The organism is Pantoea eucrina (assembly GCF_020079945.1).
GTDB lineage: Bacteria > Pseudomonadota > Gammaproteobacteria > Enterobacterales > Enterobacteriaceae > Pantoea > Pantoea eucrina.
In genome coordinates, this window is record NZ_CP083448.1 from 1,815,360 (window position 1) to 1,837,407 (window position 22,048).

Consider the following 22,048-nt stretch of genomic DNA (forward strand, 5'->3'; position numbering starts at 1 on the left):
AAAAAATTTTCTTACATTTACACATAGCTGCGCTGGCGCATAAAAACGGCATAAAAAAGTCCGCTGAACCGCCGTTACACCAGATAACCGACAGGCGTCACACTCTTTCTTCTTTCGCTAACTAAAATAAACGGCGACCTTAACGCAAACCGATGGGGGCTCCATCGTAGCGGCTCAGGCTTATATTGCCTGACGGGCCCGGCCGCATCCTTTATTCCTGTCAACGTCCTTTAATGACAGGGTTTCGTCATAAACGGAGGTAGCAGGTGACCATCGCATTAGTCATTGGTACACACGGCTGGGCAGCAGAGCCGCTCCTGAAAACAGCAGAGATGCTGCTGGGCGAACAGCACAATGTCGCCTGTATCGATTTTGCACCCGGTGAAAACGCCGAAACCCTGATGGATAAGTATCGTGCCCGGCTGGCAGAGCTTGATACCGCTCAGGGAGTCCTGTTTCTGGTCGATACATGGGGAGGCAGCCCGTTTAATGCCGCCAGCCGTCTCGTCACGGATCGCCCGGATCAGGAGGTCATTGCTGGCGTGAATATTCCGATGCTGGTCGAAACGCTGATGGCCCGCGATGACAATCCTGAACTGGCGGCGCTGGTGCAGGTCGCAACCGATGCCGGCCGTGAGGGCATTAAAGCGCTAAAGGCGAACCCGGTTTCCGCTGCCGCAGCGCCGGCTAAATCTGCTGCGCCGCCGCCGCCACCGCTGGCGCCGGGCCAGCATATGAAAATCGGGCTGGCGCGCATAGACGATCGTCTGATCCATGGCCAGGTAGCGACCCGCTGGACTAAAGAGACCGGCGTCAGTCGCATTATTGTGATCAGTGATGAAGTGGCAAACGATCACGTGCGTAAAACCCTGCTGACCCAGGTGGCGCCGCCGGGCGTAACCGCACACGTGGTCGATATCGCAAAAATGATCCGCGTCTGGAATAACCCCAAATATGCGGGCGAACGCGTCATGCTGCTGTTTACTAATCCCACCGACGTTGAGCGCGTGGTTGCGCAGGGCGTCAATATTACCTCTGTGAATATCGGCGGCATGGCGTTTCGTCAGGGTAAGACGCAGGTCAATAATGCGGTTTCAGTAGATGAAAAAGATATTGCCGTTTTTCGTCAGCTCAACGCCCACGGGATTGAGCTTGAGGTACGCAAAGTCTCCACCGATCAAAAGCTTAATATGATGGACCTGATTGCGAAGGCCACCGCCTGACTTGTTGCCGCCCGGCAATAATGGCGGGCGTGCTGAGGAGATGCAAAATGGAAATAACCACGTTACAGATTGTGCTGATATTTATCGTGGCCTGTGTTGCCGGTATGGGTTCTATCCTGGATGAATTTCAGTTTCACCGTCCGCTGGTGGCCTGTACCCTGATTGGTGCCGTGCTGGGTGACATGAAAACCGGCATTATTATCGGCGGCACGCTGGAGATGATCGCGCTGGGCTGGATGAATATCGGGGCGGCGGTAGCACCCGATGCGGCTCTCGCCTCCATTATATCCACCATCCTGGTGATTGCCGGCGGACAGAGCGTCGGTGCCGGTATCGCTCTGGCGATCCCGCTGGCCGCAGCGGGTCAGGTGCTGACCGTGGCGTTTCAGCATGCGGCAGATAACGCGGCCGCGAAAGGTAACCTCACCGCTATCTCCTGGATCCATGTCTCTGCCCTGCTGCTGCAGGCGATGCGCATTGCCATCCCGGCGCTGATTGTCGCTATCTCTGTCGGCACCAGCGCCGTGCATACGCTACTGAGTTCCATTCCGGAGGTAGTCACCAACGGCCTTAACATCGCCGGCGGCATGATTGTGGTAGTGGGATACGCAATGGTCATCAATATGATGCGCGCCGGTTATCTGATGCCGTTCTTCTATCTCGGGTTTGTCACCGCCGCGTTTACTGACTTCAATCTGGTTGCGCTGGGCGTTATCGGCGTCGTGATGGCGATTCTCTATATCCAGCTCGCCCCGAAATATAACCGGGTCGCAGGCGCAGCGCCGGCAGGTGCCTCGCAAAACGACCTTGATAATGAACTTGACTAGGAGCAGGTGCCACTATGGTTGACAGCACGCGAATGGCTAAAAAGCTCACCTCCGGTGATGTCCGCGCCGTGTTCATACGATCTAACCTGCTTCAGGGGTCATGGAACTTTGAACGTATGCAGGCGCTCGGTTTCTGTTTTTCCATGGTGCCGGTGATTCGTCGCCTCTACCCGGAAAACGACGACGCACGTAAACAGGCGATCCGGCGTCATCTGGAGTTTTTCAACACGCAGCCCTATGTCGCCGCGCCGGTACTGGGCGTCACTATGGCAATGGAGGAGCAGCGGGCAAACGGCGCCGCCATTGATGATGGTGCTATTAACGGCATTAAAGTAGGTCTGATGGGGCCGCTGGCAGGCGTAGGCGATCCCATCTTCTGGGGCACCGTACGGCCGGTATTTGCCGCGCTTGGTGCAGGGATCGCCATGAGCGGCAGCCTGCTGGGCCCGCTGCTGTTTTTTGTGCTGTTTAACGTTGTGCGCCTGCTGACCCGCTATTACGGCGTTGCTTACGGCTATCGCAAAGGCGTTGATATCGTCAGCGATATGGGCGGCGGTTTTCTGCAGAAGCTCACCGAAGGCGCCTCGATCCTCGGCCTGTTTGTGATGGGCGCACTGGTCAATAAATGGACCCACGTTAACGTGCCGCTGGTGGTATCGAGTATTACCGACCAGACCGGTAAAACCACGATAACCACCGTTCAGTCTATTCTTGACCAGCTTATGCCCGGCCTGATCCCGCTGCTGCTGACATTTGGCTGTATGTGGCTGCTGCGTCGTAAAGTTAACGCGCTGTGGATCATCATCGGTTTCTTTGCGATCGGGATTATTGGTTACTCGATTGGCCTGCTGGGACTGTAAGCCGCTTTCCGGCCGGACGCGTAATATGGGCAGAGTGTTAAAAGGAGCGATAATGGCGCTGACCGATCTGCTGCTGATGTTCTGCATCGCCGCTTTGCTGCTGTTTGCTATTTACCATGATGTAGTGTTGCCGCGCCGTAAAGGCGTCACCCTGCTGCGGGTCGCACTGCGACGACGTCACCTGCCCGATAGCGCGATTTTTATCGGACTGCTGCTGATTCTGCTGTGGAAAAATATCAGCAATGCAGGGCCGGTGCTGACGACAACGCTTATCATGGTGCTGTGCGCCCTGACGCTCTGGGTATTCTGGCTGCGCCGTCCGGTGCTGCTGATGAAGCAGGAGGGCCTGTTTGATAACGGGATCTGGATCCGCTATGCGCGCATTGCCGCGATTAACCTCTCGCCGGAGGGGGTTTTAATGATGCAGCTGGAGCGGCGCCGGCTGCTTATTGCTGTTCATACGCTGGATGACCTGGAGCGTATCTGGCATACGCTCCTCACCGCTCGCTAATCGCGCTGCCACAGAGAGAGGGTAAAGTCCGCGTCACAGCGGAACTGCTCTGCCGCTGCCAGCGTCTGCCATACCGCTTCCGATGCACGCCAGGCAAAGGGTGTCATCTGCAGCAGGCTTACCGCTTCAGCGCCGCTTAGCGTCAGGTCATAGCTGAGAGACTGCGACTCGCAGAGCGTAAAGCCGGTATAGGTTTTCTCTTCTGCAGCATGCAGCTGCACCTGCGAATAGATTAGCGCCTTGAACTGCTGCAGATGGTGCGGACCCGGCGTAACGGTCAGCAGATAACCGCCTGACTTTACCACCCGGCTAAGCTCCTCTTCATTACAGGGCGCATAGATGCGTACCACCGCATCCAGCACCGCGCTGGCAAACGGCAGCCGCTGGCTGGAGGCAACGCAAAAGCGTACCTGCGTATAGCGTTTTGCCGCCATCCGGATAGCCGGTTTGGCAACATCAAGCCCATAGATTTCGGCGTCAGGCAGCGCGCTGGTCAGGGCGCTGGTGTAATACCCCTCACCGCAGCCGATATCCAGAACCTGAGCCGCAGGCTGCGTCAGGCGTTGCGCCAGTATCGCCGCCGCGCGATCGCGCAGCGGCTGATAGTGCCCGGCATCCAGGAAAGCACGGCGCGCCTGCAGCATCTCCAGGCTGTCACCCGGCTCTCGCGACCCCTTGTGCTGCACCGGCAGAAGATTGACATACCCTTCTCTGGCCCGATCAAACTGATGACCAGCGTCACAGCGAAACACGCCCGGCTGCTGGGTTAATGGCTGGCGGCACAGGGGACAGATCAGGGACATAGCGGACTCCGGTTCAACGATAAGCGGCGCAGTTTACCCTGAAGCAGGAGTAACAAAAAGCATAAAGAAAAGCCCCGCTCAGAGAGCAGGGCTTACGATTCGTTTCAGCAGGTACAGTGACCCGGGCTGAGCGGAAAATCAGATAGCGGTAACGTTAACCGCTGCAGGACCTTTCTGGCCATCCTGAATTTCAAACTCTACCTGCTGGCCTTCAGCCAGAGTTTTGAAGCCGTTACCCTGGATAGCAGAGAAGTGTACGAACACATCTTTGCTGCCGTCAGCAGGAGTAATGAAACCAAAACCTTTAGACTCGTTGAACCACTTAACCTGACCTTTAATCTTTGCCATTTTGCAAATTCCTTTAAATGTTTATTTTGCCCGAAGGCAGTATTGCAGAGAAACAGAGACGTTACTGAATGAGGCACTAATTTAAGGTTCGGCAAGGAAGCGGTATTCAACGTCAACGTCTTTACTCAAAACTTCTTTACTGAAGATGCCATGCATAAACAGAACTGTACCTCGTTTGACCCGCTGATGGTTATCACATATCCGCTAAATAATGGCAAGCCATTTTTAAACAGTGGTCGACTTGTCGCACATTATTATCCGGGACCCCTGCTCCTTCGTGGTGAAACAGGAACTGCAAACACCTGATGGCGCACAAAATCCTTGATGACCAGCGTTTTTCTGCAGCAACGTCAAGCGCAGCGGCAGGACATGAATTTGCGTTAAGTGCCAGACGCTACGTTAAACGTGTTGCACTATTATGGCAGACAAAGATTATTTCTCTCTGCAGTGTAAAATAACAGCGCCTGCTTCTCTTAATGCACAAGGTGTACAATTAAACCCGCGGAGTACAGGTTATAAAACGCTTTTGCACCAAAACCGGGAAAATTATTATCCGGCTGCTCCGGATATAATCATTAACCTGCTGAACTTATCTGTTATTTTTATAAGCACGCTAATCCGGACAGGTTAAGAAAACTGTACACCTTATTCATTACCGGTGAGAAAAATCTCATTCAATATCCGCCAGCGTCCGGCTCTCCCCTATTCGCCACGGGCTGAACCGTCCGGCCAGAGGCGTCCCGGCTGCGTCCAGCACACGCTGCAGTTCAGCAGGAGGCGCATCCAGCGACTCATCAGCCAGTTCATAAACACCCCAGTGTATAGGTATTGTTAATGGATGCCCGGCATACTGCCATAAGTCTGCGGCGTGCTGCGGGTTCATGTGCTGGCTGCCCATGAACCATTCTGGTGCATACGCGCCAACCGGCAGGGCGGCCAGATTAAACGGCCCCAGCCGTTGCACAATCTGCAGCAGGTTATCGCTGTAACCGCTGTCGCCGGAAAACCAGAAGTTGAGCGTGCCGCAGCGCACTACCCAGCCACACCATAGCGAGCGATTGCGATCCCACAGCGTGCGCATACTCCAGTGGCGCGCCGGCACAGCGGTAATGCTCAAATCCTGACTATCCGCTGACTCCCACCAGTCCATCTCGGTGACGTTGCGGGCCCCCCGCTTCCGGCACCATGCGCCCAGGCCAAGCGGTACTATCATCTTTACCTCCGGAAAACAGCGCAGCAGGCGCTTTATCGTGCCCCGGTCAAGATGATCGTAGTGGTTATGTGAAATCAGTACATAGTCGAGCTGCGGCAGCCGGGTCACATCAAGCGGTGAGGGTACCCGGCGTTCAGGACCGGCAAAGGGCAGCGGCGAAGCGCGCGGTGATAAAGCCGGGTCAATCAGGATATAGCGCTGCTTAAGGCGCAGCAGCAGCGCGGCGTGACCCAGCCACCAGATGCGATCGTCACTGCCGCTCAGGTCGGCGGGCTGATACCAGCGAGCGCTGAAATCAGCATAGCCGCTGGCAGGCGGCAGCGGGAGATGCTGCGCTTTACGTTCACGACGCCAGCGCTGTAAATCACCCGGCTTGCGCTGTTCCCCTTCAGGATTGCAAAACCCGTCAGGGGTATGGTGTGCTTTTGAAGCGTCGTACCAGGGACTTCTGCGGCTCATGCCCTCTCCATTTTTACTTTCAGCGCTCCGGGATCAGCCGGATAAAATCGCGTGAAGCCGTGCCTTCGTCATCCTGCACAGCGGATGACATTTCTCCCTGCGCCTCCGCAATACGGCGCAGCAGCGCGGTCTGTTTTTTCTGCTCTTCCACCAGCATTTCCAGCAGCTGCAGATGCTCGCTGGCACGCACGCTGGCGCGATTAACAAAAAACCAGACGATAAAGGCCACAAGAATAATGAGCGCCACGATACCATAGTGCAGCAGCGGGCTGGAGTTTGCGGCTAATTCGTTCATAACTGCCTCGGGTAACTATCAGTAAGGATTTAACGGCGCTAATTCTACCTGTTGCGCCAGGAAAAGATATCTTCTGCAACCAAAGCAGTTGCCTGCCGCAGCGCTTTCAGCTATCTCCGATCGTATTAACGTGTAAAGCACGGCATGGTACGCCTGTCGCGCTTATTGCCAAACGGATGCGGCGCGTTTTCAATTTCGGGAGATAATAATGAAATATTTTATTCGTCTGGTGATGCTGTTCGCCCTGCTGTGGCTGGCGCTGCTCTTCACCGGCTATGGTGTTCTGACCGGCAGCGCTGAGAAAGCAGCCGGTCTTGGCCTGGAGTGTAACTACCTGACCGCACGCGGCATGATGACCGCCCGTTATCTGCATAGCGACAGCGGAATTGTCGGTGTAACGGCCTGCCCGCTGCTGAAAAAAAGCGGCGATGTCATTGATAACCAGTAACCCTTCCGGGCTCAGCGTGAGCCCATTTTGATTTTCGCTATGCCGGCATCAGCGAAATAGAGGTTTTTCACGCCTGCGGCGATGCTTTCCGGCGCTAAATTGATTAGCATGATGATATTTACTCCCTTTACTTACCACTATTATGCCTTCAATTGCCCCTCAGGATGGACTTCCGCTACCGCAGCGCTATGGCGCAATCATCACGATTGCGCTGGGTATTATGATGGCGGTACTCGATGGCGCTATCGCTAACGTAGCGCTGCCGACGATAGCCCGCGATCTCAGCGCCAGCCCGGCTGAATCAATCTGGATAGTTAACGCGTATCAGATCGCAATCGTGATCTCGCTGCTGTCGCTCTCCTTTCTGGGAGATATGCTGGGATACCGCCGTATCTTTCAGGCCGGCCTGATCCTGTTTATCGCGACATCGCTGTTCTGCGCCCTCTCCTCCACGCTGACGACGCTAACCGTGGCGCGCGTACTGCAGGGATTTGGCGGCGCCGCGCTGATGAGCGTCAACACCGCGCTAATCCGGATTATTTATCCGCAGCGCTTTCTTGGACGCGGCATGGCAATCAACTCACTCATTGTGGCGGTCTCCAGCGCCGCCGGCCCCACTATTGCCGCGGCTATTCTGGCCGTGGCCAGCTGGCAGTGGCTCTTTTTAATCAATATCCCGTTTGGCCTTGCCGCACTCTGGCTGGCACTGCGCTTCCTGCCTGACAATCCGCAAAAAGCGCGCCAGCAGAAGTTTGATATTCCAAGTGCGGTGATGAACGCGCTCTTTTTTGGGTTACTCATCACTGCACTGAGCGGCTTTTCGCAGGGGCAGCCAGCCAGCCTTATCGTGGCCGAACTGGCGGCGCTGATCGTTACCGGTATTATCTTTGTGCGGCGTCAGCTAACCCTGCCGGTGCCCTTGTTACCGGTTGATCTGCTACGTCTGCCGCTGTTCTCGCTCTCCATTGGCACCTCCGTCTGCTCTTTCTGCGCGCAGATGCTGGCGATGGTATCGCTGCCGTTTTACCTGCAGAACGTGCTTGGCCGGGATGAAGTGGCAACCGGGCTGCTGCTGACGCCGTGGCCGCTGGCAACAATGGTGATGGCGCCGATTGCCGGACGTCTGATTGAGAAGTATCACGCCGGCCTGCTGGGTGGACTGGGGCTGGCGCTGTTTGCCGCCGGGCTGTTTCTGCTGGCCATGCTCCCGGCGCAGCCTGCTGATGCAGATATCATCTGGCGTATGATGCTGTGCGGTGCCGGTTTTGGCCTGTTTCAGTCACCCAATAATCACACCATTATCTCTGCTGCCCCGCGCAACCGCAGCGGCGGAGCCAGCGGCATGCTGGGCACCGCCCGGCTGACAGGACAGAGTGCCGGTGCCGCGCTGGTGGCTCTGATGTTTAACCTGTTCAGCGACAGCGGCACGCACGCTTCTTTGATCCTTGCCGGTGGCTTTGCTTCCGCTGCTGCTGCGATAAGTCTGGTGCGGATGACCCAGTCACGCGCGCCAGCCTGACGCTATCCGCACGCAAATAAAAAAGGCATCACCAGGGTGATGCCTTTTTTTTTCGTCGCCTGAGCGGATTATTTCAGATACTGCCCGCTGCGCAGCGCTTCGATGCGCTTATCAAGCGGCGGGTGAGACATAAACAGCTCGCTGAACGACTTGTTTTTACCGTTGATGCAGAACGCCATCATGCTGCCTGGCTCCTGCGGCTCGTAGCTGGTTTTCAGACGTTGCAGCGCGGCGATCATTTTTTCACGGCCAACCAGTTTTGCCGATCCTGCATCAGCGTGAAACTCACGGTGGCGTGAGAACCACATGGTAATGATGCTGGCGAGGATACCAAAAAGCAGTTCCAGCACCGTTGCAACCGCAAAATAGACCAGCGGATTACCGTTGCTGCTCTCTTCACCATCGCGGTTGCCGGACAGAAAGCCCGACGCAACCTGCGCAATAATGCGCGAGATAAAGATAACAAAGGTGTTCACAATGCCCTGAATCAGGGTCATGGTGACCATATCTCCGTTGGCGATATGCGCGATCTCATGCGCCAGCACGGCTTCAGCCTCATCGCGGCTCATGTTTTGCAGCAGACCGGTTGAGACAGCGACAAGGGACGCATCACGGCGCGCACCGGTCGCAAAGGCATTGATATCGGGCGCATGATAAATCGCGACCTGCGGCATCGCAATGCCAGCCTGCTGCGCCTGGCGACCCACGGTCTCCATCAGCCAGCGCTCGGTTTCATTACGGGGCTGTGCAATCACCTCCCCGCCAACGGAGCGTAGCGCCATCCATTTGGACATCAGCAGTGAAACGAACGCACCGCCAAAGCCAAACAGACCCGCCATAATCATCAGGCCCTGAACACTGCTTGACTGGATTCCTGTCAGACTCAGAATGAGTCCGAATACCAACATCACCGCCAGGTTGGTGATCAGGAAAAGAGCAATACGCATCATAAATGTTAATCTTCCTCAGTTGTTCACGCGCTTGTACGCGGATATATATCCTATGTTCATTGCGCGGCTTTTCAAGCGACCTTAATCTTTAAGTGCCTAAAAAAACAAAACTTTACATTCCACTCTGGCGATCGATTGCAAACTGCTCAGACCACTTATTTAGCGAGTATAGTGTAAAAAAAAACACCGCCGTAGCGGTGTTTTGTGACCGGCTTCAGGATTACTTCGCCGGAGTGGCAGCGGGCTGAGAAGAGGCCAGCTGAGCCAGATCGTTAGCGATCTTCACCGTCTCATCCAGATAGGGATCGGGCTCTTTATAATCTTTTGGCAGCGCCTCAAGATTCTTAAGCGGCTTTTTACCTTCCATCTGATAACGCGCGTTAATACGCTCCAGACGAAGCGCGTCCTCTTCGTGACTCTCTTTCTCACGCTGGGCAAGATTGAGCGACACGATATTGCGTTTATCTTTCATCGCATTGAAACGCGCAATATCTTTCATGATGTACTGAAACTCACGATCCTGCGCAATGCGATCGGCATGAGACTGCGTCAGCTTCGGCACCAGCGCGGTGATATCACCGGTTTTGGTATAGGTTGCCGCATTAATGCTGTCCCACGGCAGCGCGTTATCTTCAAATTTTTCGCCGGTCTCTGCCGCTTCAACGCCGGTTGGCATCAGCAGATCGGGGGTTACCCCTTTACGCTGCGTGCTGCCGCCGTTGATACGATAAAATTTCTGAATGGTATATTGTACGGAACCCAGCGCAGGCCACTCCGGACGCAGCATCTGATCGTAAATGCGGTTCAGAGAACGATACTGCTGTACGGTTCCCTTGCCGAAGGTCGGTTCGCCAACAATCAGAGCCCGGCCATAGTCCTGCATCGCCGCGGCAAAGATTTCCGAAGCTGACGCGCTGAACCGGTCGACCAGCACTACCAGCGGACCTTTGTAGTAAACAATGCCGTCGGTATCGCTGTCTTCACGCACCCGTCCATTGTTATCCCTGACCTGAACCACCGGGCCACCCGGAATAAAGAGTCCGGAGAGAGAGACCGCTTCAGTCAGTGCACCGCCGCCGTTGGTTCGAAGGTCGATAACGACGCTGTCCACATTTTGCTTTTGCAGTTTCTGCAGCTGCACTTTGACATCGTCAGTCAGACCGACATAGAAGCCCGGAATATCCAGCACGCCCACTTTTTCTTTGCCGACGTTATGCACCGTGCCTTTAACTGCCCGATCTTCCAGACGGATCTTTTCACGCGTGAGCGTTACGGTCCGGGTTTTGGTGCCTTTACCGGCAGGCAGGATCTCAAGACGCACTTTGCTGCCTTTAGGTCCTTTGATTTTCGATACCACATCATCCAGCCGCCAGCCGATAACATCCTCAACAGGCTTGCCTGGCTGACCCACGCCGACAATGCGATCGCCAACGGTAATCGATTTGCTTTTTGCTGCCGGACCGCCAGCGACCATAGAGTTGATGACCGTGTAGTCATCATCCATCTGCAGCACGGCACCAATCCCCTCAAGCGACAGGCTCATCTCGGTGTTGAACTGCTCAGTATTGCGTGGGGAAAGGTAGTTGGTGTGGGGATCGATCTCATGAGCGAAGGCGGTCATTGCCAGCTGGAAGACATCTTCACTGTTGCTCTGAGCCAGGCGACGGATGGCAAAGTTGTAGCGCTTGGTCAGCGTTTCACGGATCTCTTTGTCATCTTTGCCCGCCAGCTTCAGGCTGAGCTCATCATATTTAACTTTGGCGTCCCAGAGCGCGTTCAGCTCTGCGGTGCTCTTTGGCCATGGTGCTTTCGCCCGGTCAATATCAATGGTGTCATTGCCACTGAAATCCATCGGACGATCCAGCACCGTCAGCGCATATTGATAGCGCTCAAAACGGCGTTTTTGTGCCAGGTTATAGAGCGCGTAAAACAGATCCAGCTTGCCGCTGCGCAGCTCGTCGCCGAGCGTGGTTTTTTTGTCCGCATATTGCGCAACGTCTGATGCCAGCAGCACGTTATGGCTGTAATCCAGCAGGTTCAGATAGCGATCAAAAATCTTTGCTGAGAAATCCTGATTCAGATCGAACTGACGGTAGTGAGAGCGGGTAAAGCGCGATGTAACCCGCTCACTGACCGTGGGATGCTGCGCTTCTTCATGTAACTGCGGGATCTGGTCTGCACGCGTGATATTGTCTGCGGCAACGGAGGGGCCTGCCAGCAGCAGGCCCGCGATCATACCGATCTTAAAAAAGCTGTTCATGCCAGGGTCGGGCCTCCGTTTCAGAACTGCAAGTGTTCTGCGCGCACAATCATTGCCAGGCCTGAAGCAAGCTGTACCCGAACGCCATCTTTAGTGATTTCAAGAATGGTGGCGTCCATAGCACTTTTGCCTGCTTTGACTTTAATATTCTGGCCTGGCTGCAAAGCTGAGGTGTCGGTAACGGGTTTTGCCCGCGGCGGACGTGGTGCGGCGTTGCGTTCTGCAGCACCGGTGCGTGGCGTCTGAGGGCGCGGCTTGCGCGGCGTATCACCTTCAGCCGCTTTACGCGGTGCTGGCTTACGCGGACGACGCTCTGCACTCTCCTCTCCTGCCTCGCGCTTCTTCGCCCGCTGCTGCTCACGCTGCGCCTGAACGCGTGCCTTTGCCTCTTCCAGCTGCTTCCGCGCATGCTCTACGTGCTGCTCATCCAGTACGCCACAGGCGTTGCCATCGAGATCGACACGCGTTGCGCCGGCTTTGATACCGTAAAGATAACGCCAGCTGGAGGTATAAAGACGCAGAGCTGAACGCAGCTGCGTTTTGCTCGGACTATTTTCGCCCTGAACGCGCTCGACCAGATCCTGAAAGATACCGATTTTGAGCGGACGCGCTTCACCTTCGGCGCTAAAGCAGTGCGGAAAACGTTCCGCCAGAAAGGCGATGACTTCTTTACTGCTATTCAACTTAGGTTGATTTTCCATGAAATTTCCTGATTACAACGGATTTGCCGACCAGAGCGGGCATGAACAGGCGACATTATAATGACAACATCGCCAAATGCCATGCAATCCAGACGATTAGCTATGCGACAGCGCAATAAATTTTTCGATGTTGCTGTTCGCCAGCACCTCACAAAGCCCGTCGGCAAGGGCTACCAGCCCTGCTTCATCCTCACTGTCAAAGCGGGAATAAAGCGTACTGTCGATATCAAGAACGCCTGCCAGCAGGCCGTTCACTTTCAGAGGAATCACGATTTCTGCGTTACTGGCGGCGTCGCAGGCGATATGACCGGGAAACGCATGAACGTCATCCACGCGCTGCACGCGCTCTTCAGCCACTGCCGTACCGCAAACGCCTTTACCTGCCGGAATACGCACGCAGGCAATCTTGCCCTGGAACGGACCCAGGACCAGCGTATTCTCTTCAATCAGCAGATAGAAGCCTGCCCAGTTAACCCCCTCCAGACGCTCAAACAGCAGCGCACTGCAGTTAGCCAGCGCGGCAAGAAAAGAGGTTTCGCCCGCCAGCAGCGCCCGGGCATCACGATTTAATTCCTCGTAAAAGGCTTTTTTGTTCATTGATCAACCATAATTCATCACTGAGAGGTATCAGTTTTCCCTCAGTTGTTAAAATAAGCACTAATAATCCAGCCCAACAAGGTGAATCATTGAATAAGTTGCTATACCCTTAGCACGCTATGATTGAGACTGATCTCGTACCACAAGATAGTGCAGGCTGCACGTTCTGTTCAGACTGCCGGCAACCGTAACGAATGATGGGCCACTCGCGTCACTTATGAAAATTCACGCTATCAGCCAGAGCTTGCCCCACGCACGTTATCAGCGTTGCCCCCAATGCGATACCCTTTTTTCCTTACCGGATGTGAAATCGCATCAAACGGCTTATTGCCCGCGCTGTCATGCCAAAATCCAGAATGGCCGTGACTGGTCAATGCGTCGTCTGACCGCGATGGCAGTGACAATGCTGGTGCTGATGCCCTTTGCTTTCAGCCTGCCACTGGTTGAAATTCGCTTACTTGGCATGCGCATAAACGCCAGTCTGCTGGAAGGCGTATTGCAGATGGCGCAGCAGGGCAACGTGCTGACGGCCGCCATGGTCGCGTTTTGTACAATCGGGGCTCCGGTGACGCTGGTTGCCGGCATCAGCTATCTGTGGATTGGCAACCGGCTGGGCATGAATCTGCGACCGGTGCTGCTAATGCTTGAGCGGCTGAAAGAGTGGGTGATGCTGGATATCTACCTGGTAGGTATTGGCGTCGCCTCTATCAAAGTTCAGGATTACGCCTCGCTGGCGTTGGGTTATGGTCTGGTCGCTTACGTAGCTCTGACCCTGTTAAGCCTGCTCACTATTATTCATCTTAATGTGGAAGAGCTCTGGGAGCATTACTATCCCCAGTCCATCCCAACCGCGCCGCCAGAGCGCTGGCAGGTGTGCCTCAACTGTCATCACACCGGCATGCCCGATGAGCGTGGTCGCTGTACCCGCTGCCACACGCCGCTTAATTTTCGCCGTCGCCACAGCCTGCAAAAATCCTGGGCGGCGTTAATTGCGTCGATCGTGATGCTGATACCCGCCAACCTGCTGCCGATTTCCGTGGTGTTTGTAAACGGTTCGCGGCGTGAAGACACTATCTTTTCCGGTATCCTCGGGCTGGGCTCAGGCAATATTCCCATTGCTACGGTGGTGTTTATCGCCAGTATCCTGGTGCCTTTCACTAAAGTGCTGGTGATGCTGACGCTGCTGCTCAGTATTCACTTCAAATGTGAACAGGGGCTGAAAACCCGCATCCGGCTGCTGCGCGTGGTGACCTGGGTGGGACGCTGGTCGATGCTGGATCTGTTTGTTATTGCTTTAACCATGTCGCTGGTCAATCGCGATCAGCTGCTGGCTTTTACCATGGGACCTGCCGCGCTTTACTTCGGCGCAGCGGTAATCCTGACTATTATGGCTGTTGAGTGGCTGGATAGCCGCCTGATCTGGGATGCACATGCAACAGGAAACGCCGACTACACCGACTAGCGCAACCGTGCGTAACAAACGCAAGTTGTCGCCATTCTGGCTTTTGCCCATTATCGCCCTGCTGATTGCCGGCTGGCTTTTATGGACCAATTATCAGGAGCGCGGTACCACCATTACCATCAACTTCCAGACGGCGGACGGCATAGTGCCGGGCCGCACGCCGATTCGTTATCAGGGCGTGGAGGTCGGTACTGTGCAGGGTATTGAGCTGAGTGATGATTATCGCAGCATTCGTATCAAAGCGAGCATCAAAAGCGATATGCGCGACGCCCTGCGCGAGAATACGCAATTCTGGCTGGTGACGCCAAAAGCCTCCCTGGCCGGCGTCTCCGGGCTTGATGCGCTCGTGGGCGGTAACTACATCGGTATGATGCCTGGCGATGGTAAAGAGCGCGACCATTTCACCGCGCTTGATACGCAGCCTAAATACCGGGTCAATACCGGCGAGCTGCTCATCCATCTGCATGCGCCCGATCTCGGCTCGCTTAATACTGGCTCGCTGGTCTACTACCGGAAAATTCCGGTGGGTCACGTCTATGACTACAGCCTTAATAGCAATACTGATGGCGTCACCATTGATGTGCTGATCGAGCGGCGCTTTATCAATCTCATCAAAAAGCAGAGCCGCTTCTGGAATGTTTCCGGTATTGATGCAGATGTCAGCCTGAGCGGCGCGAAAGTGAAGCTGGAGAGTCTGGCCGCGCTGGTAAACGGCGCTATCGCGTTTGATTCACCCGATAAAGGCGAACCGGCTGAGAGCGAGCAGAACTATCAGCTCTATCCGGATCTGGCACACAGCCAACGCGGCGTGCTGATTAACCTCGATCTGCCTGATGGTAACAACCTCAAAGCCAACAGTACGCCTCTGATGTATCAGGGGCTGGAAGTAGGCACCCTGACAAAACTTACGCTGCTGCCTGACGGCAAAGTCTCTGGCGAACTGACGATTGATCCCTCAGTGACCGGCCTGATGCGCAGCGGAACACGTATTGAGATGCGCGCACCGAAACTCAGCCTCACTGACACCAGCCTGAGCAGCCTGCTCACCGGTAACACGCTGGAGCTGGTGCCCGGTGAGGGCGAACCGCAGGACCATTTCAGCGTGCTGCCCGCCAGCGAAACGCTGCTGCAGAAACCGGATGTCCTGACGGTACAGCTTAGCGCGCCGGAAACCTACGGTATCGATGCCGGCCAGCCCCTGGTGATCTATGGCATGAAGATTGGTCAGGTGATCTCGCGCAAACTGGATGAGAACGGCATCAATTTCGTGGTCGCGATTAACCCTGAATATCGTCAGCTGGTGCACGCTGACAGCAAGTTTATCGTCAACAGTCGCCTGAACGTAAAATTTGGCCTTGATGGTATGCAGGTGCTGGGTGCCAGCGCACGTGAATGGGTGGATGGCGGTATTCGTCTCGATCCCGGCGCAAAAGGGAAAGCCTCCAGCCGCTACCCACTCTATGCAGACGCCGAGCGTGCTGCTGAAGGGATCACCGGCGATCAGCCGCCTGCCACGCTGACGCTGACGGCAACCAGCCTGCCGGACGTACAGGCAGGTTCAGTAGTGCTCTACCGTAAGTTTGAAGTCGGTGAAGTGGTCGACGTGGTGCCGCGTGCGGATGCGTTTGATATCTTAGTGCATATCCAGCCGCAGTATCGCAAGCTGCTGACCAGCGAAAGCGTATTCTGGGCCGAAGGTGGCGCAAAAGTGCAGCTCAACGGCAGCGGTCTGACCGTGCAGGCGTCGCCGATTAACCGGGCGCTGAAAGGCGCCATCAGCTTTGACAATCTGACCGGTGCACAGGCGAAAAAAGGCGTTAAGCGCGTGCTCTATGCGTCAGAAACCGCAGCGCGCGCCGTCGGCAGCCAGATCACCCTGCACACCTACGACGGCAGCAAGCTGGCGGCAGGCATGCCGGTGCGCTATCTCGGTATTAATGTCGGTCAGGTGGAGTCGCTGGCGCTGAGTCAGGATAACAATCAGGTGGTCGCTAAAGCCGTGCTCTATCCGGAGTATGTGCAGGACTTTGCCCGCACGGGCAGCCGTTTCTCAGTGGTATCGCCGGAAATTTCTGCGGCAGGCGTCAACCATCTGGAGACGATTCTGCAGCCCTATGTCAACGTCGATCCCGGCAAAGGTGCGATGGCGCGCAGCTTTGAGCTGCAGGAAAGCACAATCACCGACTCGCGTTACCTGAACGGCCTGAACATTTATGTCGATGCCGCCGAGGCGGGATCGCTCTCCCTGGGTACGCCGGTTCTGTTCCGCGGCGTTGAGGTCGGTACGGTCACCGGCACCTCGCTGGGTAATATGGCCGATCGGGTGCAGATTGCGCTGCGCATCAGTAAAAAGTATCAGCATCTGGTGCGGAATAACTCAGTATTCTGGCTGGCATCCGGCTATAACCTCGATTTTGGCCTGATTGGCGGCGTGGTGAAAACCGGCACCTTCCAGCAGTTTATTCGCGGCGGCATTCAGTTCGCTACGCCGCCAACCGTGCCGCTGGCACCGCAGGCAGGCGCCAACAAACATTTCCTGCTGCAGGATGAAGCGCCGAAAGCGTGGCGTGACTGGGGTACCGCTATCCCTGCTCCGCGCTAAACAACCGGGCAGCCAGCAGGCTGCCCGTTCTCTTTGCGCGTGTTACACTGCGCCCATCATTTGTCAGCGCGGTAAATTGTTGTGTCCAGTCGTTTTCCTGAAGAGTTCATTACCCTCATGCGTGCCAGCCTCCCTGATGAGGCTGAACTGCAACGCTTTCTTGCTATCAGCCAGCAGCCGCTGCGCAAAAGTGTACGCGTCAACACGCTGAAGATCAGCGTGGCTGATTTTCTTACCCGCACGGCGCAGTATGGCTGGCGGCTGACGCCGGTTCCCTGGTGCGCAGAGGGATTCTGGATCGAGCGCGATGATGAGAGCCTGCCGCTTGGCAGCGTGGCTGAACATCTCAGCGGTCTGTTCTACATTCAGGAAGCGAGCTCGATGCTGCCGGTGACGGCGCTGTTTGCCGCCGCGCCGGACGCACAGCAGGTTATGGATATGGCGGCGGCACCGGGATCCAAAACCACGCAGCTGGCGGCGCTGATGCATAATCGCGGCGCGATCCTCGCCAATGAATACTCCGCCAGCCGGGTCAAAGTCCTTCATGCCAATATCAGCCGCTGCGGCGTCAGCAACGTGGCGCTGACGCATTTCGATGGCCGGGTGTTTGGCGCAGCGCTGCCGGAACAGTTCGACGCCATCCTGCTTGATGCCCCCTGCTCAGGCGAAGGCGTGGTGCGTAAAGATGCAGATGCGCTGCGCAACTGGACGCTGGCCAGCACCGAGGCGATTGCGGCCACCCAGCGCGATCTTATCGACAGCGCTTTTCACGCGCTCAGGCCCGGTGGCGTGCTGATCTACTCAACCTGTACCCTTAACACCATCGAGAATCAGCAGGTCATAGCCTGGTTGCTGACACGCTATCCCGACGCCATTGAGATCTTGTCGCTGCAGGATTTGTTTGCCGGCGCAGAGGCTGCCCTGACGCCGGAAGGCTATCTGCACGTGTTTCCTCACTGCTTCGACAGCGAAGGATTTTTCGTCGCGCGTCTGCGTAAAACCGCCAGCGTGCCGGCACTGCCGGCGCCGGGCTATAAACTCGGGAAACTGCCGTTTGCGCCCGCCAGCCGAAAACTCAGCGCGGAGGTGATGCAGGCAGCGGCTAAGGTGGGCCTGCAGTGGGATGAGAGCCTGACGCTCTGGCAGCGCGATAAAGAGCTGTGGCTGTTTCCGGCCAGCGCAGAGCAGTGGCTGAATAAGGTACGCTTCTCACGCATTGGTCTGAAACTGGCTGAAACCTTTCCCAAAGGCTACCGCTGGCAGCATGAGGCGGTGATGGCACTGGCCAGGCCTGATGCATCGCTGGCGTTTGCGCTGAATGAAGCGGAAGCGGAAAGCTGGTATCGCGGACAGGATATCCATCCGGAGACACTGCCTGACCGGGATGAAGTCATCGTCACCTGGCAGCAGCAGCCGCTTGGACTGGCTAAAAAAGTGGGCAACCGCATTAAAAACAGCTATCCGCGCGAGCTGGTGCGTGACGGCCGGCTGTTTCGCTAGCAGGCTGCGGCTCATAATCTGATGGTTGAGCGTTAGTTTAACCCAACCGGCATAGTGTAATGCCGGTATGGCGTCGCCATGGAGAGCACAGCATGAAAGGCCGTAAGCAGTTTATCATTGTGTTGATTATGCTGGTGACCGGCAGCCTGCTGCTGCTGGAATCGCTGGCCCGGCTGGTGCATCTGCTGATAGTGGGTTAGCGGGTTATCAAAAATATTGCCAGCATAAAAAATGCCCAGAGACCGGTAAAGGTCATCATACCCAGCCGGCGGGTTTTTGCCTGTCCGACAATTGCACCAATAAACAGGCTGAGGATGGTCAGCGTCCCTGTCATTACCCAAAGTAAATAGTGTGTATCTGCCATTAATGATCTGTCCTGAAATATACGAAACCAGGGCATTTTATACCATTTCAGGCAGTATAACGCTGCTTTACTCTTTGCCGATCTCAGGTACAGCCAGAGAAGCGCTCATTAAAAAACCCGTATAGCGTCAGGCCATACGGGTTAACTGAGTGGTAAATACATCCCGATCAGATTCTGCGCGTGTCATCCACAGGAAGCGCGTCATCTTTGGGCACAGCACCGTCATCCATGGGCAAATCTTCATCTGCACCGGGTGCCTGTCCATCATCGGGGATAGGCTGAATATCTTCTGGACGTTCTGACATATTTACCTCCTGACCCTGGGTTGGGTATTTTCAGTATAGGCACTGCTGTCTGACGCTCTGCGGCAGCCTGAGGGATATGTGCGCCAGCCGCAGAAAAAAAGATAAATGTCACACCACTCTTATTTAGCGTCTACGCGTTATTTCCCTTTATCTTCCCAGGGATCTTTCTTTTCATCTTCACTGCTGTCACGCGTACGGGGAATTTCGCCATGCTCATCCGGCGCGTCCTGAACCGGATGGTCATCCTCTTCATACGCATTTCCGGCAGAGGGGGCCGCTTCAGGCAATCCTTTGGCTACATCGCCCTCATGTTTACGCTCTTCATTACTGTTATGTTTGAACATGTTCGCCTCCTGTCATCAAGAACCTAAGTATAGGCAACAGAAGCAATGACGCCATGAATGGCGACGTCTGAGATAAAAATCTGGCCTTACAGCTGTTTTAATCAGGACGATAAAATTAAGCCAGCCGCTGCCGTCAGCGCACAGATTTATCAGCTAGGGTTAATGTGCAACGCCGGGTTGCCTGTTAATCAAGGAGTCTCTGATGAAGCTGTTTTTTAGTGGATTAATTATCTCTGCCAGCCTGCTGATGCTGGCCGGTTGTCAGCAGCCGGAACGCCCGCTGGGTCCGGATGGCCGCCCTGCTCCGCCGATGGAGCATCCGGTGCCCGGCGGGCCGATGAGTAAAGGCCCGGCAGGCCAGCCTGAAGCCTGAGCGCCTGCCAGGCGCTGGATTATTCTGTAGCCATCGGGATAGATGCTGTCGTCAGCAAAAAGTAAAAAGGCCACCCTGAGGTGGCCTTTTGCGTGGCAGAGATCGGTTATCTGTGAAGCATATCGTTATTCATTTTAAGCTTAGCTAACGTATTCATCGCCGCAGGGTTAAGAGCAACCATCGCTGTTTTACAGAATATGCACTTAGCACCCGCCGGATTCTTCTCAGAAACGTCAAATGCGGATTTGCGATACTGCGAGCCCAGACAGTGAGGGCAACGCATAGAAATTGAAACTGAAATAATTTTTATATCCTTTGGTTTAAAACGGCCTTTCGCGGCCTGTCTGTTTATTGTTAAGGGTACAGCATGACTCTTTTTTACAAAACTCACCCTTTGCTATAACAATATAGTACAAAAAAAGAGTTTTGCTGTGTTTTTAAGATCGATACGGACTAAAACATCTGTAACTGAGACAGCGCAACCTGAAGTTAGTGCGGCAGGTAAACCACTTTATTCTCTGAACTTAATCAGTTAGCGGTCTGTCAGCGTCACCGCCGTCACGCTGAATTCAGACAAAACGCAGGGCGATAATGCTATTTCAGAATAATCACCCGCCATGATTAAATTTGACGAAGTGTGATATCCGTCCTTGACTTTGTCTGTACATATCCGGGAGGGCGAACCATGACTGAGCTACTGCACATTATTTCTGTAGGCACACTCGTTGCAGGTATTTATCTGCTGGAGTGAGCGCTTTACCCGCTGCTGCGCGCGCTTTGCGGGCAGCAGCGGGCAGCAGCGGGCAAAGGAAAGGCCCTGCCGAAGCAGAGCCCTGAATTGGTGCGCCTGTTGATCATCATTGATTAGCAAACAGTCCGTCGTTAGATACGGCGCATTGAGTTGTCACCCTTTAAGCGTAGCCTGTTTCAGCAATAAGGCAAACTTTTAACTTGTTTTGTCCGGTTTATAAACTACAGAACGGAGCCAGTTACCGGCTGAGGCCTTATACTCAGCAAGATTGTTTATGTGATAATATCTGCATTATTCAGGTCAGGAATGTAAAGGAACCGCACATCGCGCACGGCAGATAATGAAAATTTTTATTGTAAACTTAAAAAGATCGGTCGAAAGACGGAATAAAATTGCATCCCAGCTTGATGCACTTAATCTTGATTACGAATTTGTCGAAGCGGTCGATGGCACACTCATGACAGCCGATGAAAGAGCTGCCGCAAGTGCACCGATTAATTACGCATTTTTACCCGGAGAGATTGGGTGCGCATTAAGTCATCAAAAAATTTACCAGAAAATCGTCGACAGCAATATTGAAGCGGCAATGATTCTGGAAGATGACATTATTTTCACTCGCGAAGCCAGGGACGTACTGGAAAAAATAAAGCCCGCCAGCCACAGACCAGAAGTGATCCTTTTTAGCCGTGCAAACAGTTATTTATTATCGCCTGTCTCTCATTTAACCCATAAACATGCTCTGCATAAAACGCTGCAGGCCACCACCACTCACTCATACGTAATTAACCACAAAGCCGCGCAATCTCTCTTAAAAAACCTGCATCCTGTCTGGATCACTGCAGATAAATGGACACTTTTTGCAGAGCACGCGTTTGTAAGCGTTTTTTCAGTGGTCCCGCATCCGGTTCAGCTCTCCGAAGAGGCCAGCCAGTCTACAATAAACAGTAATAATGATATGAGTGAGATTGCCCGGCAAAAAAAGGTTATCTGGAATCAACTTATGTCATCACGACCGTTAAAAGCCAGGTTAAAACACCGTTTCCGGCGAGCGATCGTTCCACTGTTTTATAAAATAGTGGATCAGGGAAAGGGATAACGCTTCTGTTCTGTCAGGTAGCTGACTGACTATCCGCTAACGCCTGGATTTACCTGTTCAGAACCAGTGCGAGTGCCGTCCGGAGTGAGATGTCGGGTAAATGCTGGGAAACCCCTGATTTATCTTTCAATAACAACCAGTTAAAAAAAGACCCAATACGATTCCTGTATCGGGTCCAGGGAAATGGCTCGTAGTGAGCCGTGCGCTAAAAGTTGGCATTTTTGAAGGCGAGGTGCC

At 54.6% G+C, this 22,048-nt stretch carries 23 protein-coding genes and 1 pseudogene; 11 read left to right on the forward strand and 13 right to left on the reverse strand.

Annotated features, from left to right (window positions below; translation table 11 throughout):
• Nucleotides 1-266: 266 nt before the first annotated feature.
• The 4 genes from manX to LAC65_RS08535 are packed head-to-tail and all read left to right on the forward strand — an operon-like array spanning nt 267 to nt 3,421.
• Nucleotides 267-1,223 (forward strand): PTS mannose transporter subunit IIAB, encoded by a 957-nt coding sequence (gene manX / locus LAC65_RS08520; RefSeq protein WP_039384761.1) that lies wholly within the window; start codon nt 267-269, stop codon nt 1,221-1,223.
• Between the two features lie 47 nt (nt 1,224-1,270).
• Nucleotides 1,271-2,050: a PTS mannose/fructose/sorbose transporter subunit IIC gene (locus LAC65_RS08525; RefSeq protein WP_039384764.1), complete on the forward strand. Its 780-nt coding sequence runs from the start codon at nt 1,271-1,273 to the stop codon at nt 2,048-2,050.
• Between the two features lie 14 nt (nt 2,051-2,064).
• On the forward strand, nt 2,065-2,910 hold the full coding sequence (locus LAC65_RS08530; RefSeq protein ID WP_039384766.1) for a PTS mannose transporter subunit IID: 846 nt from the start codon (nt 2,065-2,067) through the stop codon (nt 2,908-2,910).
• A 52-nt stretch (nt 2,911-2,962) separates the two neighbouring features.
• Complete coding sequence (locus tag LAC65_RS08535; RefSeq protein ID WP_039384768.1) at nt 2,963-3,421, forward strand: DUF986 family protein; 459 nt, start codon at nt 2,963-2,965, stop codon at nt 3,419-3,421.
• Here the strand turns inward: LAC65_RS08535 and rlmA are convergent.
• From rlmA to LAC65_RS08560, 5 genes and pseudogenes are all read right to left on the reverse strand, one after another.
• Nucleotides 3,418-4,224, reverse strand: coding sequence for a 23S rRNA (guanine(745)-N(1))-methyltransferase (rlmA, locus tag LAC65_RS08540; RefSeq protein WP_039384770.1), 807 nt, complete (start codon nt 4,222-4,224; stop codon nt 3,418-3,420). The two genes, LAC65_RS08535 and rlmA, sit on opposite strands and share 4 nt — an antisense overlap.
• A gap of 138 nt (nt 4,225-4,362) precedes the next feature.
• Nucleotides 4,363-4,572, reverse strand: coding sequence for a transcription antiterminator/RNA stability regulator CspE (gene cspE, locus LAC65_RS08545; protein WP_021510024.1), 210 nt, complete (start codon nt 4,570-4,572; stop codon nt 4,363-4,365).
• Nucleotides 4,573-4,656: 84 nt separating this feature from the next.
• Nucleotides 4,657-4,728 (reverse strand): annotated as a pseudogene (locus tag LAC65_RS18280) (DUF2627 domain-containing protein); the annotation flags it as partial.
• Between the two features lie 514 nt (nt 4,729-5,242).
• Nucleotides 5,243-6,244, reverse strand: coding sequence for an MBL fold metallo-hydrolase (locus LAC65_RS08555; protein WP_039384775.1), 1,002 nt, complete (start codon nt 6,242-6,244; stop codon nt 5,243-5,245).
• Nucleotides 6,245-6,263: 19 nt separating this feature from the next.
• Entirely contained in the window at nt 6,264-6,539 is a 276-nt protein-coding gene (locus LAC65_RS08560; RefSeq protein ID WP_039384776.1) for a YebO family protein, read from the reverse strand.
• Between the two features lie 208 nt (nt 6,540-6,747).
• Here LAC65_RS08560 and LAC65_RS08565 point away from each other — a divergent pair, with 208 nt between their 5' ends.
• Nucleotides 6,748-6,987, forward strand: coding sequence for a YobH family protein (locus LAC65_RS08565; RefSeq protein ID WP_039384778.1), 240 nt, complete (start codon nt 6,748-6,750; stop codon nt 6,985-6,987).
• A 142-nt stretch (nt 6,988-7,129) separates the two neighbouring features.
• Nucleotides 7,130-8,506: an MFS transporter gene (locus tag LAC65_RS08570; protein ID WP_071668876.1), complete on the forward strand. Its 1,377-nt coding sequence runs from the start codon at nt 7,130-7,132 to the stop codon at nt 8,504-8,506.
• A 68-nt stretch (nt 8,507-8,574) separates the two neighbouring features.
• Here LAC65_RS08570 and htpX read toward each other — a convergent pair whose 3' ends face one another.
• The 4 genes from htpX to LAC65_RS08590 form a co-directional block, all read right to left on the reverse strand.
• The gene (gene htpX / locus LAC65_RS08575; RefSeq protein ID WP_039384837.1) at nt 8,575-9,456 is read right to left on the reverse strand and encodes a protease HtpX; all 882 of its coding nucleotides are present in this window, start codon (nt 9,454-9,456) and stop codon (nt 8,575-8,577) included.
• A gap of 220 nt (nt 9,457-9,676) precedes the next feature.
• Nucleotides 9,677-11,716, reverse strand: a complete 2,040-nt coding sequence (prc, locus tag LAC65_RS08580) for a carboxy terminal-processing peptidase (RefSeq protein ID WP_039384838.1) — start codon at nt 11,714-11,716, stop codon at nt 9,677-9,679.
• 20 nt (nt 11,717-11,736) lie between these two features.
• Nucleotides 11,737-12,417 carry an RNA chaperone ProQ gene (proQ, locus tag LAC65_RS08585; RefSeq protein WP_039384840.1) on the reverse strand — a complete coding sequence of 227 codons (681 nt, stop codon included), beginning with the start codon at nt 12,415-12,417 and terminating at the stop codon, nt 11,737-11,739.
• 96 nt (nt 12,418-12,513) lie between these two features.
• Nucleotides 12,514-13,014, reverse strand: coding sequence for a GAF domain-containing protein (locus tag LAC65_RS08590; protein WP_039384843.1), 501 nt, complete (start codon nt 13,012-13,014; stop codon nt 12,514-12,516).
• 217 nt (nt 13,015-13,231) lie between these two features.
• Between LAC65_RS08590 and yebS the strand changes: the two genes are divergently transcribed.
• From yebS to rsmF, 3 genes are all read left to right on the forward strand, one after another.
• Nucleotides 13,232-14,476 carry a membrane integrity lipid transport subunit YebS gene (gene yebS / locus LAC65_RS08595; protein WP_039384845.1) on the forward strand — a complete coding sequence of 415 codons (1,245 nt, stop codon included), beginning with the start codon at nt 13,232-13,234 and terminating at the stop codon, nt 14,474-14,476.
• Complete coding sequence (locus LAC65_RS08600) at nt 14,445-17,078, forward strand: PqiB family protein (protein ID WP_039384848.1); 2,634 nt, start codon at nt 14,445-14,447, stop codon at nt 17,076-17,078. The genes yebS and LAC65_RS08600 overlap by 32 nt, the downstream gene beginning before the upstream one ends.
• A gap of 117 nt (nt 17,079-17,195) precedes the next feature.
• Nucleotides 17,196-18,578, forward strand: a complete 1,383-nt coding sequence (gene rsmF, locus LAC65_RS08605) for a 16S rRNA (cytosine(1407)-C(5))-methyltransferase RsmF (RefSeq protein ID WP_233453631.1) — start codon at nt 17,196-17,198, stop codon at nt 18,576-18,578.
• A gap of 196 nt (nt 18,579-18,774) precedes the next feature.
• Here rsmF and LAC65_RS08610 read toward each other — a convergent pair whose 3' ends face one another.
• From LAC65_RS08610 to LAC65_RS08620, 3 genes are all read right to left on the reverse strand, one after another.
• Nucleotides 18,775-18,942 (reverse strand): hypothetical protein, encoded by a 168-nt coding sequence (locus LAC65_RS08610; protein WP_166713891.1) that lies wholly within the window; start codon nt 18,940-18,942, stop codon nt 18,775-18,777.
• Between the two features lie 167 nt (nt 18,943-19,109).
• On the reverse strand, nt 19,110-19,247 hold the full coding sequence (locus tag LAC65_RS08615) for a hypothetical protein (protein ID WP_158448520.1): 138 nt from the start codon (nt 19,245-19,247) through the stop codon (nt 19,110-19,112).
• Between the two features lie 137 nt (nt 19,248-19,384).
• Nucleotides 19,385-19,591 carry a hypothetical protein gene (locus LAC65_RS08620; RefSeq protein ID WP_039384852.1) on the reverse strand — a complete coding sequence of 69 codons (207 nt, stop codon included), beginning with the start codon at nt 19,589-19,591 and terminating at the stop codon, nt 19,385-19,387.
• Between the two features lie 202 nt (nt 19,592-19,793).
• Between LAC65_RS08620 and LAC65_RS08625 the strand changes: the two genes are divergently transcribed.
• A complete protein-coding gene (locus LAC65_RS08625; protein WP_039384855.1) occupies nt 19,794-19,964 on the forward strand; it encodes a hypothetical protein in 171 nt (56 codons plus the stop codon).
• Nucleotides 19,965-20,070: 106 nt separating this feature from the next.
• Here LAC65_RS08625 and ymcF read toward each other — a convergent pair whose 3' ends face one another.
• Nucleotides 20,071-20,247 carry a cold shock small protein YmcF gene (gene ymcF / locus LAC65_RS18285; RefSeq protein ID WP_419721727.1) on the reverse strand — a complete coding sequence of 59 codons (177 nt, stop codon included), beginning with the start codon at nt 20,245-20,247 and terminating at the stop codon, nt 20,071-20,073.
• Between the two features lie 808 nt (nt 20,248-21,055).
• On the opposite strand from ymcF, the gene LAC65_RS08630 reads away from it, so the two are divergent.
• Complete coding sequence (locus LAC65_RS08630) at nt 21,056-21,811, forward strand: glycosyltransferase family 25 protein (protein ID WP_039384857.1); 756 nt, start codon at nt 21,056-21,058, stop codon at nt 21,809-21,811.
• Nucleotides 21,812-22,048 lie beyond the last annotated feature (237 nt).

Excerpts from the sequence above, each read along its gene's own strand:
- ymcF (WP_419721727.1), bottom strand. The coding sequence starts at position 20,247 with ATGCGTTGCCCTCACTGTCTGGGCTCGCAGTATCGCAAATCCGCATTT.
- prc (WP_039384838.1), bottom strand. The coding sequence starts at position 11,716 with ATGAACAGCTTTTTTAAGATCGGTATGATCGCGGGCCTGCTGCTGGCA.
- LAC65_RS08620 (WP_039384852.1), bottom strand. The coding sequence starts at position 19,591 with ATGTTCAAACATAACAGTAATGAAGAGCGTAAACATGAGGGCGATGTA.
- LAC65_RS08630 (WP_039384857.1), top strand. The coding sequence starts at position 21,056 with ATGAAAATTTTTATTGTAAACTTAAAAAGATCGGTCGAAAGACGGAAT.
- LAC65_RS08555 (WP_039384775.1), bottom strand. The coding sequence starts at position 6,244 with ATGAGCCGCAGAAGTCCCTGGTACGACGCTTCAAAAGCACACCATACC.
- yebS (WP_039384845.1), top strand. The coding sequence starts at position 13,232 with ATGAAAATTCACGCTATCAGCCAGAGCTTGCCCCACGCACGTTATCAG.
- htpX (WP_039384837.1), bottom strand. The coding sequence starts at position 9,456 with ATGATGCGTATTGCTCTTTTCCTGATCACCAACCTGGCGGTGATGTTG.
- proQ (WP_039384840.1), bottom strand. The coding sequence starts at position 12,417 with ATGGAAAATCAACCTAAGTTGAATAGCAGTAAAGAAGTCATCGCCTTT.
- LAC65_RS08600 (WP_039384848.1), top strand. The coding sequence starts at position 14,445 with ATGCAACAGGAAACGCCGACTACACCGACTAGCGCAACCGTGCGTAAC.
- LAC65_RS08530 (WP_039384766.1), top strand. The coding sequence starts at position 2,065 with ATGGTTGACAGCACGCGAATGGCTAAAAAGCTCACCTCCGGTGATGTC.
- LAC65_RS08610 (WP_166713891.1), bottom strand. The coding sequence starts at position 18,942 with ATGGCAGATACACACTATTTACTTTGGGTAATGACAGGGACGCTGACC.
- LAC65_RS08590 (WP_039384843.1), bottom strand. The coding sequence starts at position 13,014 with ATGAACAAAAAAGCCTTTTACGAGGAATTAAATCGTGATGCCCGGGCG.
- LAC65_RS08525 (WP_039384764.1), top strand. The coding sequence starts at position 1,271 with ATGGAAATAACCACGTTACAGATTGTGCTGATATTTATCGTGGCCTGT.
- rlmA (WP_039384770.1), bottom strand. The coding sequence starts at position 4,224 with ATGTCCCTGATCTGTCCCCTGTGCCGCCAGCCATTAACCCAGCAGCCG.
- LAC65_RS08570 (WP_071668876.1), top strand. The coding sequence starts at position 7,130 with ATGCCTTCAATTGCCCCTCAGGATGGACTTCCGCTACCGCAGCGCTAT.
- LAC65_RS08560 (WP_039384776.1), bottom strand. The coding sequence starts at position 6,539 with ATGAACGAATTAGCCGCAAACTCCAGCCCGCTGCTGCACTATGGTATC.
- LAC65_RS08625 (WP_039384855.1), top strand. The coding sequence starts at position 19,794 with ATGAAGCTGTTTTTTAGTGGATTAATTATCTCTGCCAGCCTGCTGATG.
- LAC65_RS08565 (WP_039384778.1), top strand. The coding sequence starts at position 6,748 with ATGAAATATTTTATTCGTCTGGTGATGCTGTTCGCCCTGCTGTGGCTG.
- rsmF (WP_233453631.1), top strand. The coding sequence starts at position 17,196 with ATGCGTGCCAGCCTCCCTGATGAGGCTGAACTGCAACGCTTTCTTGCT.
- LAC65_RS08535 (WP_039384768.1), top strand. The coding sequence starts at position 2,963 with ATGGCGCTGACCGATCTGCTGCTGATGTTCTGCATCGCCGCTTTGCTG.
- cspE (WP_021510024.1), bottom strand. The coding sequence starts at position 4,572 with ATGGCAAAGATTAAAGGTCAGGTTAAGTGGTTCAACGAGTCTAAAGGT.
- LAC65_RS08615 (WP_158448520.1), bottom strand. The coding sequence starts at position 19,247 with ATGTCAGAACGTCCAGAAGATATTCAGCCTATCCCCGATGATGGACAG.